Annotated in this window: 14 protein-coding genes; 8 read left to right on the top strand and 6 right to left on the bottom strand. The window is 70.6% G+C overall.

The features are described 5' to 3' along the window. Positions 1-34 precede the first annotated feature (34 nt). The 3 genes from JWP28_RS18780 to JWP28_RS18770 are packed head-to-tail and all read left to right on the top strand — an operon-like array spanning position 35 to position 2,564. Entirely contained in the window at positions 35-1,108 is a 1,074-nt protein-coding gene (locus JWP28_RS18780; RefSeq protein ID WP_299545342.1) for an FkbM family methyltransferase, read from the top strand. Next, entirely contained in the window at positions 1,105-1,914 is an 810-nt protein-coding gene (locus JWP28_RS18775; RefSeq protein ID WP_299545340.1) for an NAD(P)-dependent oxidoreductase, read from the top strand. Before JWP28_RS18780 ends, JWP28_RS18775 begins: the two co-directional genes overlap by 4 nt. After that, entirely contained in the window at positions 1,911-2,564 is a 654-nt protein-coding gene (locus JWP28_RS18770) for a hypothetical protein (protein WP_299545339.1), read from the top strand. Before JWP28_RS18775 ends, JWP28_RS18770 begins: the two co-directional genes overlap by 4 nt. Here the strand turns inward: JWP28_RS18770 and JWP28_RS18765 are convergent. From JWP28_RS18765 to JWP28_RS18755, 3 genes are all read right to left on the bottom strand, one after another. Beyond that, positions 2,539-4,854, bottom strand: a complete 2,316-nt coding sequence (locus JWP28_RS18765; protein ID WP_299545337.1) for a tetratricopeptide repeat protein — start codon at positions 4,852-4,854, stop codon at positions 2,539-2,541. The genes JWP28_RS18770 and JWP28_RS18765 overlap by 26 nt on opposite strands. 93 nt (positions 4,855-4,947) lie before the next feature. Then, positions 4,948-5,217, bottom strand: a complete 270-nt coding sequence (locus JWP28_RS18760) for a SemiSWEET transporter (RefSeq protein WP_299545335.1) — start codon at positions 5,215-5,217, stop codon at positions 4,948-4,950. Positions 5,218-5,279: 62 nt separating this feature from the next. After that, positions 5,280-5,453, bottom strand: a complete 174-nt coding sequence (locus JWP28_RS18755; protein ID WP_299545333.1) for a hypothetical protein — start codon at positions 5,451-5,453, stop codon at positions 5,280-5,282. A gap of 302 nt (positions 5,454-5,755) precedes the next feature. On the opposite strand from JWP28_RS18755, the gene JWP28_RS18750 reads away from it, so the two are divergent. The 5 genes from JWP28_RS18750 (at position 5,756) to JWP28_RS18730 (ending at position 10,904) form a co-directional block, all read left to right on the top strand. Further along, the gene (locus JWP28_RS18750) at positions 5,756-6,961 is read left to right on the top strand and encodes an ATP-binding protein (protein ID WP_299545331.1); all 1,206 of its coding nucleotides are present in this window, start codon (positions 5,756-5,758) and stop codon (positions 6,959-6,961) included. A gap of 50 nt (positions 6,962-7,011) precedes the next feature. After that, the gene (phoU, locus tag JWP28_RS18745; RefSeq protein WP_299545329.1) at positions 7,012-7,704 is read left to right on the top strand and encodes a phosphate signaling complex protein PhoU; all 693 of its coding nucleotides are present in this window, start codon (positions 7,012-7,014) and stop codon (positions 7,702-7,704) included. A 13-nt stretch (positions 7,705-7,717) separates the two neighbouring features. Further along, the gene (gene phoB, locus JWP28_RS18740; RefSeq protein WP_299545371.1) at positions 7,718-8,407 is read left to right on the top strand and encodes a phosphate regulon transcriptional regulator PhoB; all 690 of its coding nucleotides are present in this window, start codon (positions 7,718-7,720) and stop codon (positions 8,405-8,407) included. Positions 8,408-8,462: 55 nt separating this feature from the next. Further along, entirely contained in the window at positions 8,463-9,734 is a 1,272-nt protein-coding gene (gene purD, locus JWP28_RS18735) for a phosphoribosylamine--glycine ligase (protein ID WP_299545328.1), read from the top strand. A gap of 96 nt (positions 9,735-9,830) precedes the next feature. After that, a complete protein-coding gene (locus JWP28_RS18730) occupies positions 9,831-10,904 on the top strand; it encodes a phosphotransferase family protein (RefSeq protein ID WP_299545326.1) in 1,074 nt (357 codons plus the stop codon). Here JWP28_RS18730 and lpxK read toward each other — a convergent pair. Genes lpxK through JWP28_RS18715 form a run of 3 tightly spaced genes read right to left on the bottom strand, consistent with a single transcriptional unit; the run spans position 10,901 to position 14,225 of the window. Beyond that, complete coding sequence (gene lpxK / locus JWP28_RS18725) at positions 10,901-11,920, bottom strand: tetraacyldisaccharide 4'-kinase (protein WP_299545324.1); 1,020 nt, start codon at positions 11,918-11,920, stop codon at positions 10,901-10,903. The two genes, JWP28_RS18730 and lpxK, sit on opposite strands and share 4 nt — an antisense overlap. Next, entirely contained in the window at positions 11,917-13,248 is a 1,332-nt protein-coding gene (locus JWP28_RS18720; RefSeq protein ID WP_299545322.1) for a 3-deoxy-D-manno-octulosonic acid transferase, read from the bottom strand. Before JWP28_RS18720 ends, lpxK begins: the two co-directional genes overlap by 4 nt. Next, a complete protein-coding gene (locus tag JWP28_RS18715; RefSeq protein WP_299545320.1) occupies positions 13,245-14,225 on the bottom strand; it encodes a cation diffusion facilitator family transporter in 981 nt (326 codons plus the stop codon). The genes JWP28_RS18720 and JWP28_RS18715 overlap by 4 nt, the downstream gene beginning before the upstream one ends. Between the last annotated feature and the right edge of the window lie 32 nt (positions 14,226-14,257).

The raw sequence follows: 14,257 nt of genomic DNA, 5'->3' as shown, positions 1-14,257 counted from the left end.
CGTGCCCTGCTGCCCCCAAGGAACAGGTTCGCTTATGGTTGAGGACAAGGCGCTGGCGGCGCTGAAACGCATCGCACAGGACGAGGCCTGGCGCGCCGCCTTCATTCGCCAGCTGATCGCCTTCGAGGCCGCGATCGACGCGCCCGGCGTCGATGTGCGCGAGGAGATCACCGGCCCGCTGGCGGACGCCCTGTTCGACGACGACCAGGTGGTCCGCAAGACGCTCTCCAGCGGCGTGACCTTCGAATTCCTCTACCGCTCGAAGATCGCCCGCGACTTCGTGATGTCGACGCCCGAGGCGCCCGACCATGCCTGGGAGCCGCAGACCAGCCGGCTGCTGGTGAACCTCGCCAGGCGCGCGAAACAGGTGGTGATCGGCGGCGCCTACTTCGGCGACCACGCCGTGCTGATCGCCCGCGAGATCGCCCCGCGCGGCGGCGTGGTGCACGCCTTCGAGCCCAACAACCAGCAGCGCGCGATGCTGGTCCGCAACGCCGAGCTCAACGGCCTGGGCAACATCCGCCCGCGGCCCGAAGGGCTGTGGTCGGACTCGACCACCAAGCTGAAGCTGGTCGGCTACGACAGCTTCGCCAGCGCCGAAGTGGCGGAGGCGGACGCCGCGGACGGCTTCCGGACCGTGACCATCGCCGACTACCTGGAGGCCGCGGGCGTCGACCGGCTCGACCTGATCGTGGTCGACATCGAAGGCGCCGAGCTGGGCGCGCTGAAGGGGGCCGAGCCGTTCCTCGCGCTGCCGCCCGGCCAGGCGCCCGACATCCTGTTCGAGGTGCACCGGCACTACGTGGACTGGTCGAACGGGCTGGAGGCGACCGAGATCGCCCGCCTGCTGACCGGCCACGGCTACCACCTCTTCGCGCTGCGGGATTTCAACTCGAACTATGACCTTTCGGGCCGACCGATCGAGCTGATCCCGGCCGATGCGATCCATCTGGAGGGTCCGCCGCACGGCTTCAACATGGTGGCGGTGAAGGACCCGGCGATCTTCGAGACCGACGCCTACCGGATCGTCCGCGACGTCTCGCCGAAGCTGCTGCGCCACAAGGATCCCAGGCTGCACCATCCGGTGGGAGGCCTCCAGGCGAGGTGATCGGCCTCGCCACCATCATCGGCGCCACCGGCTTTGTCGGCCGCCGGCTGCGGGCGCGGCTCACCGCCATGGGCTGGGACACCTACACGCCGGCCAAGGGCGATACGAGCCTGTTCGGCCGCGACATGGGGGCGGTCTTCTACTGCGCGGGCCTCACCGCCGACTACGACCGCCGGCCCTTCGACACCGTCGAGGCCCACGCCAGCCTGGTCAACGCGCTGGTCCGCGCCGGGCGGTTCGAGCAGTTGATCTACCTGTCCTCGACGCGGCTCTACGACGGCCTGGCCGCGCCGGTCGTCGACGAGGCGACGCCGCTGGTCTTCGACCCCGTCGACCCGCGCCGGACCTACGACCTCTCCAAGGCGCTGGGCGAGAACATCGTGCTCACGCGTACCGAAGGGCGCGGCGTGGTGGCCCGCCTCGCCAACGTCTACGACTGGGAACTGGAATCGCCCGGCTTCCTCTCCCAGTGGCTTGTCGAGGCGGCCAGGACCCGCGACCTGGACCTCGCGTCCAGCCCGCACGTGGCGCGCGACTACATCCATCTGGAGGACGTGGTCTCGGCCCTGCTCGCCATGGCGGACAGGTCGGTGCGCGGCGTCGTCAACGTCGCCAGCGGGGAACTCACCAACAACGGCGAGATCGCCAACATCTTCCTGCAGGCCGGCTGGCGTGTGGCGTTCAGCGGCGACGCTTCGCCGCCGGCGCCGCCGCGGGCGGATATCGCGCGGCTGCGGGCGCTTGGCGTGGCGCCCGCGCCGGTCAAGGAGGTGGTGCGCGGCTATCTGCAGGGGCTGACGGCTTGAGACTGAAGGACCATACCCGTGAGAGCCTCTTGGCCTACACCGTCGCCCAGTGCGCGGCGGTGGTCCCGGACGGGCGCGAGGCGGCGTTCCGGGCGAGCGTCGACGCCCACCTCGACGAGGCCCTGGAAAGGGTGCATCGGTGCATCAACGCCTGCGCGCCCTGGCGGCCGGACGAGTTCAATGTCCTGCAGTCCTCGCAGCACACCATCTATCTGTATTTCCTGGCTAATACGATCTGGAAGCGGTCCGGCGACACCGAGGCGCCGACCCGGCTTTTCCTGATGAACAAGGCGTTCAACGGCATCGACCTGTTCTACGAGATCGCCATGCCGGAGGTGTTCTACATCGGCCACAGCGTCGGCATCGTGCTGGCCAAGGCGACCTACGGGAACCACCTTGTCCTCTACCAGAACTCGACGGTCGGGCGGCACAAGGACCAGGTCCCGGTGCTGGGCGAGCGGGTGGTGCTCTATCCGAACACCGCCGTCATCGGCCGCTCGGTGGTCGAGGACGACGCGGTGGTCAGCCAGGGCGTCAGCGTCGTGAACAAGCGGGTGCCGAAGGGTTCGATCGCCTTTGCCGGCGCGCCCGGCGAGCTCGCCTTCCGGCCGCGCCCGAACGACCTTATCGGCGAGTATTTCCGGCTGTAGCGGCCTTCACCGGCGTCTCGGCGACGGCGCCGGCCACCATGTCGTAGAAGTCCCGGGCGAAGTCGTCCGTGCGGCCGAGCGGGCTGTTGCGGATGCGGTCGCGCAGGGTCGCGCGCAGGTCGCGGCGCCGCTCGCGGTCGCCGGCCAGCTTCAGGGCGATCGCCTGGTACTGGTCGAGGTCCGCGCCCACCAGGTCGCCGAGGCCCGCGTTCGACAGGATTGAATAGCTCAGCCGCTCGAAGAAGGCCTCGCCGCGCAGGCTGACCGCCGGGACGCCCATCCACAGGGCCTCGGTGGTGGTCGTGCCCCCGGTCAGCGGGAAGGGGTCGAGGGTGATGTCGATCTCGTTGTAGTAGGGCAGGTGCTTGCCGCGCACCGTATGGAAGACGATCCGCTCTTCGCCGATGCCGTGCGACGCGAACTGCGCCAGCACATTGCGGCGGAAGCTGGCCGAGGAGCCCTCCGGCCGCACGAAGGCGAACTTCGAGCCGGGAACCGCGGCCATCACCCGCGCCCAGGCGCCGAGCACCGCGCGGCTGTACTTGTGCGGGTTGTTGGCGGTGCCGAAGGTCAGGAAGCCGTTGCGCTCTTCCGGCAGGCCGTCTGTGATCGGACGATTCTCGCTGAACACCGCGCGCCCCAGCGCCAGCCAGGTGTGCGGCATCGTCAGCGGCTTTTCGATCATCAGGGCCGGATCGGTGGGCGCCGAATAGGGATCGCAGATGAAATAGTCGATCGTCGAAAGCCCGGCCGAGTGCGGGTAGCCCAGCCAGCTCGCCTGCCGCGGCGCAGCGCGGAAGGCCATCACGTCCAGCCGGTTCATATGCGTCGAGCCGCCGAGCTCGATGAGCATGTCCAGCTGGTCGTCGGCGATGGTCTGGGCGATCTCGCGCGAGGACTTGTCGGGCAGCCAGCGGAAGGCGGTCACCTGCTTGGCGATATAGGCCTGCAGCGGGTCCTCATCGCCCTGGAAGAACGAGTAGCAATAGAGGTCGAAGCGCTGGCGATCGACGTGGTCGAACAACGGAAGGGCGAAGTAGGCGACCGGGTGCTGGCGCAGGTCCGAGGACATGAAGCCCAGGCGGATGCGCCCATCGGCGGCACGCGGCGCAGGCCTGCGGATCGGCGCCTCCGCCGCCTTGGCTTCCACGAGCCGGCCCCAGATGCGGTGCTGTTCGACCAGCTCCAGGCGATCCTCCGGGCCGCGCACGAACGCCAGTTGCTTCAGGAGCGCCGTGTGGCGGTTGGAGGCCGCCCAGCCACGGCCCAGCGTCTTGAAGTCGCCCAGCCGGTCGAGATCGTCGAAGGCGCAAACGCGGATCAGCACCTCATTGAGGATCTTCAGGTGACCCGGCTCAGTCGGCTTCAGCGCCAAGGCACGCCGGGCGAGCTGGTAGGCTTCTTCGATATTTGCGCCCTCGTCGCCCGAGCGCGTCCGCTCAAGGCTCTCGATCAGGGCCGTGAGGTAGCCGATGTTGTCGGGCGCCAGCTCAACGGCCTTTCGCAGATGCACGTTGGCGCGGTCGCGATCGTAGTCGGCGATGACGCCGCCGAGTTGCGAATGCAGCCAGGTCGCGGTCTCGAAGCGGGGGAGAAGCTCCAGCAGATAGGCCTCGCAGCGTCGCCGCTGGCCCGCCCGCCGCATCACCATGGCCCTGGCCTCGAGCAGCCGCGGATGGTCGGGCATGGCCGCCAGCGCCCGGTCGATCAGGGCCTCAGCTTCCGTCGTACGATGCATCTCGTTCTCGACGCCGATCATGTCGAGCCAGGCCTCGAGGTGGTCCTTCCTGAGCGCCACGGCCTGTCGCAGGCGGGTCATGGCGGCGCCGACCTTGCCCTGCTTGAGCAACGCGCGGCCGAGCTCGCGCTGGTGCCCGCTGTTGCGCGGCTCGGCGCGCGCCAGCTTGGCGAACACCGCCTCGGCGCGGACGCCGTCGTCCATGTCGAGCAGCACATTGCCCCGGTTCGACTGGATCGCGGCGTTGTTGGGCTTGAGCTTGGCCGCCTGCTCGAACCTCGCCAGGGCCTCCGGATAGCGCGCCAGACGCCGGTAGCTCACGCCAAGCATATTCAGGATGTCGGCGTCGCGCGGAGAGCGGCCGGCGGCCGCCTCCGCCCATCGGACGCCTTCTTCCGGACGTCCGGCCCGATAGAGCTGCACCAGGAGCGCGCGGTAGACCGGCGCGGGCTGGTCGGGGTCGGCTTCCAGGAGTTCGGTCAGCCGCAGGATGGCCTCGTCGCCACGCCCGGCCTTGAGCGCCGCGTCCGCTGCGGCCAAACGCTCGTCCATGCTTCCACTCGAGGGCCTGCGCCCCGGGGGGCGAACCGCGAGCAGCCTTAAGGCCGCCGGTTCCGCCTGACTAGAGCCAGCGCGGCGTGGGCGTCACCTATGCCGGCTGAACCGCCATTTGAGCGCCAGGACCGCGGCCGACATCAGGAGGCAGACGACGTTCGAGACGGTCACCGGCCAGCTCCCGATCAGCACGCCATAGCCGGTCCACAGGCAAAAGCCGGTGACGGTCACGAGGTACATCTTCAGCGACACCTCGGAGGCGTCGCGGTCGCGCAAGATCTTGACGATCTGCGGGACGAAGCTGGTCATGGAGCAGAGCGCCGCGACGGTCCCTATGGTGTTGGCGATGAGGTTCGACAACCGTCAGCCCGCCTCGGCGAGGCGGCGGCCCACGATCGGGACATCGAGCGGCCGGGCGGCGGTCATGGCGCGTCGGAAGAGGTCATCGGGACAGTAACCGTCGTGCGCACGCCGGGTTGCGCGCCGGCGGTCTCCAGCCCGGCGTGGAGCTGCTGGCAGAGCAGCTGGACGATCGTCAGGCCGAAGCGCGGCGAATGGTCCGCCAGGCCCACGCCGTCGTCGGCGACGGTGAGCACGCAGGCGTCGCTGCGGCAGCAGGGTCAGCGAGGCGATCAGCTGCAGATTGTTCTTCACCCGGTAATCGACCTCGTGCAGCAGGGCGTCTTTCTGCGCGAGGGCCTCGTCCAGCGCAGCAGCGCTGGGGTTGGGCGCGTCGCCGTCAGAGCGCGCGTCTCGAGAGCTTTTCATGGCATTGCGTGGCTTTGCGCCGCCCCGGAACTCGCCTCTACGGCCGGCGACGGCCAAGGTCGGGTTCCTGACACCGCCGATATGCGGCCGCTCGTCATCGGCCTGTCACAGGACTGAGGATGCTAGGGTGTTGCGGAACGGAGATTCGCCCCTGTCCCTCCTCGACCCCCTCCCGTCGTCGGCGTCGGCCTCGCAGCTCTACGCGGCGTTGGTGGACGCCCTGCCGGATCCGATCCTGGTGGTGTCCGGGTCGAGGCGCGCCGACTTGACTGGACGGCGCTTCATCCTCGCCAACGCCGCGGCGCGCGAGCTGCTGCGGCTGACCGCGGATGAGGGCATGCTGCTGTCGGCGGTTCGCGATCCCGCGGTGCTGGGCGCGGTGGACAAGGCCCTATTCGACGTCGCCGACGCGGAAAGCGCCTACGAGACGACCGGCGCCCAGTCGCGGAGCCTGCGGGTGCGGGCCCGGCCGCTGGGGTTCGGGACGGATGGCGTGCGCCTGGCGCTGCTCACCTTCCACGACGAGACCGAGGTGCGGCGGGTCGAGCGCACCCGCGTCGACTTCCTCGCCAACGCCAGCCATGAGCTGCGCACGCCGCTGGCCTCGCTTTCCGGCTTCATCGAGACCCTGCGCGGCCACGCTCGCGACGACCCGGCCGCCCGCGAGAAATTCCTCGGCATCATGCAGGCGCAGGCCGACCGGATGGCGCGGCTGATCGCCGACCTCACCTCCCTCAGCCGGATCGAGCTCGACGAGCACGTCCCGCCGCGCGGCGTCGTCGATCTGGGGGTGGTGGTTCGCGAGGTGGTGGAGGCCGCGGCCCCGCTTGGCGCTCAGCGCGGCGTCAAGCTCGACTGGCGCTCCTGCGGGGCTCCGCCGGCGCTGGTCCGCGGCGAACGCGACCAGATCGTCCAGGTGGTGCAGAACCTGCTCGACAACGCCATCAAATATTCCCCCGACGGCGCGTCGGTCCGCATCGAGATGCAGGGCGGGCTGAGCGAGCTGGCGGCGGCGGCCAGCCATGACGGCGTCCCGCGCCTGTCATTGGTCGCGCCGGACCCCTCACAAGAAACCTACGTCGCCTTGCGGTTCATCGACCTGGGCCCCGGCATCGCCCGCCAGAACCTGCCGCGCCTCTCCGAGCGCTTCTATCGCGTGGACGGTCAGAAGAGCGGCGCGCGCTCCGGAACGGGCCTCGGCCTGGCGATCGTCAAGCACATCATGAACCGCCATCGCGGTGGGCTGGCGGTCGCCAGCGTCGAGGGCGAGGGCAGCACCTTCACGGCGTATTTTCCCATGGCCGGCGACCCGGAAGGCGTCGTCAAAGCGTCATGAGACTGTAGCATAGGGACGGCGCGGGCCTCCGCGGTGTCAGGGCAAAGCGGATGAGCGAGCACATCGTCAAATCCTACGAGGATGAGCTGAACAGCCTTGCGGCCGAGTGCGTCCGCATGGGCGGGCTCACCGAGGCGCAGGTCGCCGACGCCGTGAACGCCGTGGTCAAGCGCAACCAGGAGCTGGCCGCCTCCGTCGTGGGTCGCGACGACAAGCTCGACGAGGCCGAGCGCGACATCGAGCGCAAGACCATCCGGCTGATCGCCCTTCGCCAGCCGGTGGCCGACGACCTGCGCCGCGCGATGGCGGCGATGAAGATCGCCAATAATCTCGAACGCTGCGGCGACCTGGCCAAGAACATCGCCAAGCGCACCCTGGTGATCGTCGAGTCCGACCCGCTCACGCCGCTCACCCGGTCCATCGAGCGGATGGGCAAGCTGGTGCTCGGACGGCTCTCCAGCGTGCTCGACGCCTATAGCCGCTCGGACCTGGAGCGCGCGCTGGCCGTCTGGAGCCAGGACGACGAGGTCGACGAGCACTACAACAGCCTGTTCCGCGAGCTCCTGACCTACATGATGGGCGATCCGCGCACGATCACCGCCTGCGCCCACATGCTGTTCGTCGCCAAGAACCTGGAGCGGATCGGCGACCACGCCACCAACATCGCCGAGATCGTCCACTACCAGATCACCGGCGCCGAGATGATCGGCGGCCGGCCCAAGACCGACGAGCTGCGGGTCTGAGGCCGCCATGCAGATGACGCCCCACGTCCTGGTGGTCGAGGACGAGGATTCCCTCGCGACCCTCCTGCAGTACAACCTGCAGAAAGAGGGCTACGACGTGGCGCTCGCCGGCGACGGCGAAGAGGCGCTGCTGCTGGTGGACGAGCGGCTGCCCGACCTGATCGTGCTCGACTGGATGCTGCCGAAGATCTCCGGCATCGAGGTCTGCCGCCGGCTGCGCCAGCGCAACGAGACCCGCAACGTGCCGATCATCATGCTGACCGCGCGCGGCGAGGAGAGCGACCGGGTCCGCGGCCTCGACACCGGCGCCGACGACTATGTGGTCAAGCCGTTCTCGATGACCGAACTGACCGCGCGCATCCGCGCCGTGCTGCGGCGCCTGCGGCCGGGCCTGGCGGAAGACCGCGTGCGCCGCGGCGACATCCTGATCGACCGCGTGGCCCACCGCGTGAAGCGGTCCGGCCAGGAGGTGCACCTGGGCCCCACCGAGTTCCGCCTGCTCGACTACCTGATGCAGCACCCGGGCCGGGTGTTCTCCCGCGAGCAGCTGCTGGACGCCGTCTGGGGCTCCGACGTCTATGTGGAGGCCCGCACGGTCGACGTGCACATCGGGCGCCTGCGCAAGGCGCTGGGCGTCTCCGAGACCGACGACCCGATCCGCACGGTGCGCTCGGCCGGCTATTCGCTGGACGTCGAGGGCTAGCCGGCGCTCCGAACTGCGGCTTGACCGCGCCCGGCGCGCGCGCGAAAGCCCGCGCATGAACATCCTCCTGGTCGGCTCCGGCGGGCGCGAGCATGCGCTGGCGTGGAAGATCAAGCAGTCGCCGCTGCTGACGCGCCTGGTCTGCGCGCCGGGCAACCCCGGCATAGCCGCGATCGCGGAGGTCCGCGACGTCCAGACCACCGAGGTCGCCCGCCTGGTCATGCTGGCCCAGGAGATCGCCGCCGACCTGGTGGTGATCGGTCCGGAGGTGGCCATCGAGGCGGGCCTGGCCGATGCCCTGGAAGCCGCCAACATCCCCTGCTTCGGCCCCACGGCGGCGGCCGGGCGGCTGGAATCCTCCAAGGCCTTCACCAAGGCCTTCGCCGACCGCCACCACCTGCCCACCGGCGCCTACCGGATCTGCGACGACGCAGAGTCGGCGAAGGCGGCGCTGGCCCACTTCCACCCGCCCTATGTGGTGAAGGCCGACGGACTGGCGGCCGGCAAGGGCGTGGTCATTGCGCCTGACCGCCACGCGGCCGAAGCGGCCATCGACGACGCCTTCGGGGGCGGCTTCGGCCCCGCCGGTGCGCGGGTGGTGATCGAGGAGTTCCTCGAAGGCGAGATCGGCTCGCTGTTCGCGCTCAGCGACGGCAAGACCTCGATGCTGTTCGGCTGGGCCCAGGACCACAAACGCGCCTTCGACGGCGACGAAGGCCCGAACACCGGCGGCATGGGGACCTATTCGCCGGCCCCGGCCTTCACCTTCGACCTGGTCGAGCAGGTGCGCAGGCGGCTGGTGGAGCCGGCGTTCAAGGGCATCGCGGCGGAGGGCGCGCCCTATCGCGGCGTGCTGTTCGTCGAGCTGATGGCCACGCGGCACGGGCCCAAGCTGGTGGAGTTCAACGCCCGGTTCGGCGACCCCGAATGCCAGGTGCTGATGCTGCGCCTGGAGAGCGACCTGGTCCCCTACCTGATGGCCTGCGCGACGGGCCGCCTGCACGAGATGCCGCAGCCCGTCTGGCGCGACGACGACGCCGTCTGCGTGGTGCTGGCGACGCAGGGCTATCCCGGACCCGCCAAGGCCGGCAGCGTGATCCGCGGGCTGGACCGCGATTTCGGCCCCGAGGTGGTGGTTTTCCAAGCCGGCACGTCGGCGGGCCCGGACGGCGCGATTCTGGCCGGCCCCGGACGGGCGCTGAACGTCTGCGCCACCGGCGAGGACCTCAGCGAGGCGCGTGAGCGGGCCTATGGCGCGGTGGCGCTGATCGACTGGCCGGAGGGCTTCCACCGCACGGATATCGGCTGGCGCGCCTTGGCGCGCTGAAGGAGGGCGCGCGCGCTCGCTCGTTGAGCGCCTTGCTCCCGTCGCGTCCGCCCCGGTAAAGTGGGTTCAAACAAGTGTAAGAGGGAAGGGTGCGCCATGGCCGACGCCGCCGAACAGGAGCGCGAGCAGCTCAACACCGGCACCAAGGCCGTGGCCGAGAGCCACAGGTTTGACGAGGCGTCCCTCGACCGCTGGATGCGGGCCAACGTGGCGGGCTACGCCGGCCCGCTGGAGGTGCGCCAGTTCAAGGGCGGGCAGTCGAACCCGACCTACCAGCTGATCACGCCCGGCAAGAAGTACGTCCTGCGCCGCAAGCCGCCGGGCAAGCTCTTGCCCTCCGCCCACGCCGTCGACCGCGAGTATAAGGTGATCACCGCGCTGGGCACGACCGGCTTCCCGGTAGCCAAGACCTACGGCCTGTGCATCGACGACGCGGTGATCGGCACCTGGTTCTACATCATGGACATGGTCGAGGGCCGGATCCTCTGGGACCAGACCCTGCCGCAGTGCCAGCCGGCCGAGCGGCACGCGATCTTCATGGCCAAGATCAAGACCTTGGCCGACCTGCACAACACCGACTATGAGGCCATCGGCCTTAGCGACTTCGGCCGGCCCGGCAACTACATGGGCCGCCAGGTCGAGCGCTGGACCAAGCAGTACAAGGCCTCAGAGACCGACCACATCCCGGAGATGGAGAAGCTGATCGAGTGGCTGCCCGCGACCCTGCCGGCCCAGGAGCGCACCACCGTCGTGCACGGCGACTACCGGCTCGACAACATGATCTTCCACCCGACCGAGCCCAGGGTGACCGCCGTCCTTGACTGGGAGCTCTCGACGCTCGGCGAGCCGCTGGCTGACTTCACCTACCTGTTGATGAACTGGGTCAACGGGACGATCTCGACGGTGCCGGACCTGAAGGCCCACGGCATCCCGACCGTCGAGGAGACCGTCGACTACTACTGCAGCCTGACCGGCCGCTCGGGCCTGCACGACCTCGACTGGTTCTTCAGCTACAACGCCTTCCGGTTGGCCGGCATCCTGCAGGGGATCGTGGGCCGCGTGCGCGACGGCACCGCCAACAGCCCCCACGCCGCCCAGCAGGCCGACCGGGTGACCATGCTCGCCCAGGCGAGCTGGCGCTTCGCTCAGAAGGCGGGCGCGGTCGGTTAGAGGCCGGCTTTCGCCAGAAAGGCGTCGAGTGCGGCCGGGTCGTCGAACTCGGCGCGGACGGGCCAGGGGGTCACCCGGGCCTGCCAGCTGGACGGCAGCCGCACCCAGTCCTTCTCGGTGGTGACCAGCCCGGCGCCGAACTGCTGCGCTCGGTCGGCCAAGCGCTTGAGCGTCGCCTCGTCGTAGGTGGCGTGATCGGCGAAGGGGGCGAAGTCGGCGAGGTCGCAGCCGGCCGCCTGCAGGGCGCGCTCCACCTTCCAGGGCTTGCCGACGCCGGCGAACCCCACTTGAGGGCCCTCGGGCGGCGGGGCGGCGGCCGCGAGGTGCGCCACCAGCAACGGCGGGCCGTTCAACGCGCGAACCAGCTCCGGCTCGACGGCGGACAGGTCGGCGGGGAGGAGGATCAACGCCGCGTCGGCGCGCGCCAGGCCCGCGGCCAGCGGCTCGCGCATCGGCCCGGCGGGGAACACCCGCCCGTCGCCGAACGGCCACTCGTCATGCCGGGTCTCCCCATCCACCACCACCAGCGACAGCGCCTTCTTCACCGAGGGGTTCTGGTGGCCATCGTCCATGACGATCACCTCAGCCCCGCCCTGCGCCGCGGCCTTCGCCCCCGCCGCCCGGTCGCGGGCCACCCAGACGGGGAAGTCGCGGGCCAGCATCAGCGGCTCGTCGCCGACGTCGGCGCTCGCGTGCCGCGTGGGATCGACGCGGACAGGGCCCTCGAGGCGTCCGCCATAGCCGCGCGACAGCAGGTGGACCTTGCAGCCGCGGGCGGCAAGCCGTTCGGCGAGCGCCCGCACTACCGGCGTCTTGCCTGCCCCGCCCAGGGTGAGGTTGCCGACACAGATCACCGGCACGCCCGGATCGAAGGGCTCGGCGCGGGCGATCCGGCGGGCGGTGACGGCGGCCCAGATCCACGAAATGGGCGTCAGCACCACGCGGCTCACCGGCATGCCGCCGCGGCGCGCCGGAAGGTCGCGGACATACCACCAGCGGGGCGTCGCGAGCTTCATGCCGGCAGCAGGGGTTCGAGGAGCGCCAGCGCGGCCTCAAGCGCCGCGCCCTGCCGCCCGGCGTAGGCCGCCGCCGCCTCGCCGATCCGCCGGGCGATCACCGGATTGTCCAGCAGGCCGCGGATGTGGCGGGCCAGCGCCGCGGCGTCGGCGGCCTCGATGGCGGCGGCTTCGGCGAGCATCCCGGCGTAGATGTCGCGGGCGTTGAAGATGTGCGGGCCGGTGACGATCGCCGCCTCCAGGCGCGCGGCCTCCAGCGGATTATGGCCGCCGATCCCCTCGACGAAGCTGCCGCCCATTACCACCGCGTCGGCCACGGCGTAGAACGCGCCGAGTTCGCCAAGGGTGTCGACGACATAGGCCGTGGTGGCGGGTTCCAGCGCCTCGCCGGCCGCGCGGCGCGCGACAGCGAAGCCCATGCCCTGCAGCTCGGCGGTGACCTGTGGACCGCGGTCGGGATGGCGCGGGGCGACGACCAGCGCCGCCGGCGGGCCGTCGCTGATGGCGGCGCGAAAGGCCCCGGCGATCAGCGGCTCTTCGCCCGGGTGCGTGCTGGCCGCGAGCACGAGCTTGCGGCCCCCCTTGCCGCTCCTCAAGGCCGCTGCCAGGGCGCCGTCCACCGGCGGGGCGTCGCCCACGAGCTTGAGATTGAGACGGGGGCCGACGCGGGCGCCCAGGCCGACCAGCCGCGCTTCGGTCGCCGCATCCTGCGGCAGCACGAGGTCGAAGGCCTGCAGCAGCGCCCGTGCGCTGGCCGGGGCGCGGCCCCAGCCTTCGGCGCTCGCCTGGGTCATCCGGGCCGACAGCAGGGCCAGCCGCACGCCGCGCGCCTGGGCGGCCTGGATCAGGTTGGGCCAAAGCTCGCTCTCCACCAGCAGGGCCGCGTCCGGCTCCCAGTGGTCGAGGAACCGCGCCGCCGCGCCGGGGGCGTCCACCGGGGCGAACTGATGGATGACGGCGCTCGGCAGCCGCTTGGCGAGCACCTGGGCGGAGGTGACGGTGCCGGAGGTGACGAGCAGGGTGAGGTCGGGCCGCCGGGCCCGGAGCGCTCCGATCAGCGGCAGCAGCGACAGGCTTTCGCCGACGCTGACGCCGTGCAGCCAGACGAGCGGTCCCGCCGGCCGCGCGATGGCGGGACGCCCCAGGCGTTCGTTCAGCCGCTCGCTATCTTCCTTCCCCGCGCGGGCGCGGCGGCGGAGCAGGGCCGGCGCAAGCGGCTCTAGAAGGCCGGTCGCCGCGGTGTAGAGCGCCAGCGGCAGGGTTCCTCCTACGCTCCTGCGGAGCTTCGGAGGACGTGGTCCTGCGAAGCCTTGGCGGAGCGGAATCACACCACCCCGGCCGGGGCGAGCCGGCAGGCGCTGTCGGCGTCGGTTTCCACCTGCAGGGTCGCGTGGCCGATGTTGAACCGAAGCGCCAGCCCCTCGCAGGCGTTGTGCAGGAAGCTGTCGCCGTCATCCTCATTCTCGAGGCGGGCGGCCGGGCGGATCACGTGGGCGGTCAGCGCCGTCTCCGTGGTGCTCATCGCCCAGATATGCAGGTCGTGGATCTCCTCGACGCCGGGCAGCGCCGCCAGCCAGGCGCGGACCTCGGCTGCGTCGATCTCCCGCGGCACGCCGTCGAGCGCCAGGTTCACGGAATCGCGCAGCAGGCCCCAGGTCCCGAAGACGATGAACACGGCGATGGCCAGGCTGAGCGCGGGGTCGATCCACTCCAGGCCGGTCAGCGCGATGACGCCCGCCCCGATCACCACGGCAACCGAAACCGCCGCGTCGCTCGCCATGTGCAGGAAGGCGCCGCGGGCGTTCAGGTCGGCCTTGGCGCCGCGCATGAAGAGCAGCGCCGTGACCGTGTTGATCGCCACGCCCAGCGCCGCCGTCAGCATCACGGTGCCGGTCCCGATCACGCTCGGCGACGACAGCCGCTGGATGGATTCCGAGGCGATGGCGCCCACCGCCATCAGTAGGAACACCGCGTTGGCGAGGGAAGCCAGGATGGTGCCCTTGCGCAGGCCGTAGGTCCGCCGGCCGCTGGGCGCCCGCCTTGCCAGGATGGTCGCGCCCCAGGCCAGCATCAGGGCCAGCACGTCGGAGAGGTTGTGGCCGGCGTCCGCCAGCAACGCCATGGAGTGCGCCCAGAACCCCGCGGTGACCTCCACGGCGACGAAGAGGGTGTTCAGCCCCACGCCGATCGCGAACGCCCGGCCCATGTCCGCCGGGGCATGGTGGTGATGCCCATGGCCGTGGCTGTGCCCATGCTTGTGGGCGCCGTGGTCGTGTTGGGCGTGGTCGTGGTGCGCGTGAGCCATCGCAGGCCTATGTCTCACTGCGCGCGGGCGGG

This window comes from Phenylobacterium sp. (genome assembly GCF_028290885.1).
GTDB lineage: Bacteria > Pseudomonadota > Alphaproteobacteria > Caulobacterales > Caulobacteraceae > Phenylobacterium.
This window is presented reverse-complemented; position numbering and strand designations above follow the sequence as displayed.

What these genes read in the sequence shown, in the direction of transcription:
- purD (WP_299545328.1), top strand. Translation starts at nt 8,463, where the DNA reads ATGAACATCCTCCTGGTCGGCTCCGGCGGGCGCGAGCATGCGCTGGCG.
- JWP28_RS18765 (WP_299545337.1), bottom strand. Translation starts at nt 4,854, where the DNA reads ATGGACGAGCGTTTGGCCGCAGCGGACGCGGCGCTCAAGGCCGGGCGT.
- JWP28_RS18730 (WP_299545326.1), top strand. Translation starts at nt 9,831, where the DNA reads ATGGCCGACGCCGCCGAACAGGAGCGCGAGCAGCTCAACACCGGCACC.
- JWP28_RS18715 (WP_299545320.1), bottom strand. Translation starts at nt 14,225, where the DNA reads ATGGCTCACGCGCACCACGACCACGCCCAACACGACCACGGCGCCCAC.
- phoB (WP_299545371.1), top strand. Translation starts at nt 7,718, where the DNA reads ATGACGCCCCACGTCCTGGTGGTCGAGGACGAGGATTCCCTCGCGACC.
- lpxK (WP_299545324.1), bottom strand. Translation starts at nt 11,920, where the DNA reads ATGAAGCTCGCGACGCCCCGCTGGTGGTATGTCCGCGACCTTCCGGCG.
- JWP28_RS18780 (WP_299545342.1), top strand. Translation starts at nt 35, where the DNA reads ATGGTTGAGGACAAGGCGCTGGCGGCGCTGAAACGCATCGCACAGGAC.
- phoU (WP_299545329.1), top strand. Translation starts at nt 7,012, where the DNA reads ATGAGCGAGCACATCGTCAAATCCTACGAGGATGAGCTGAACAGCCTT.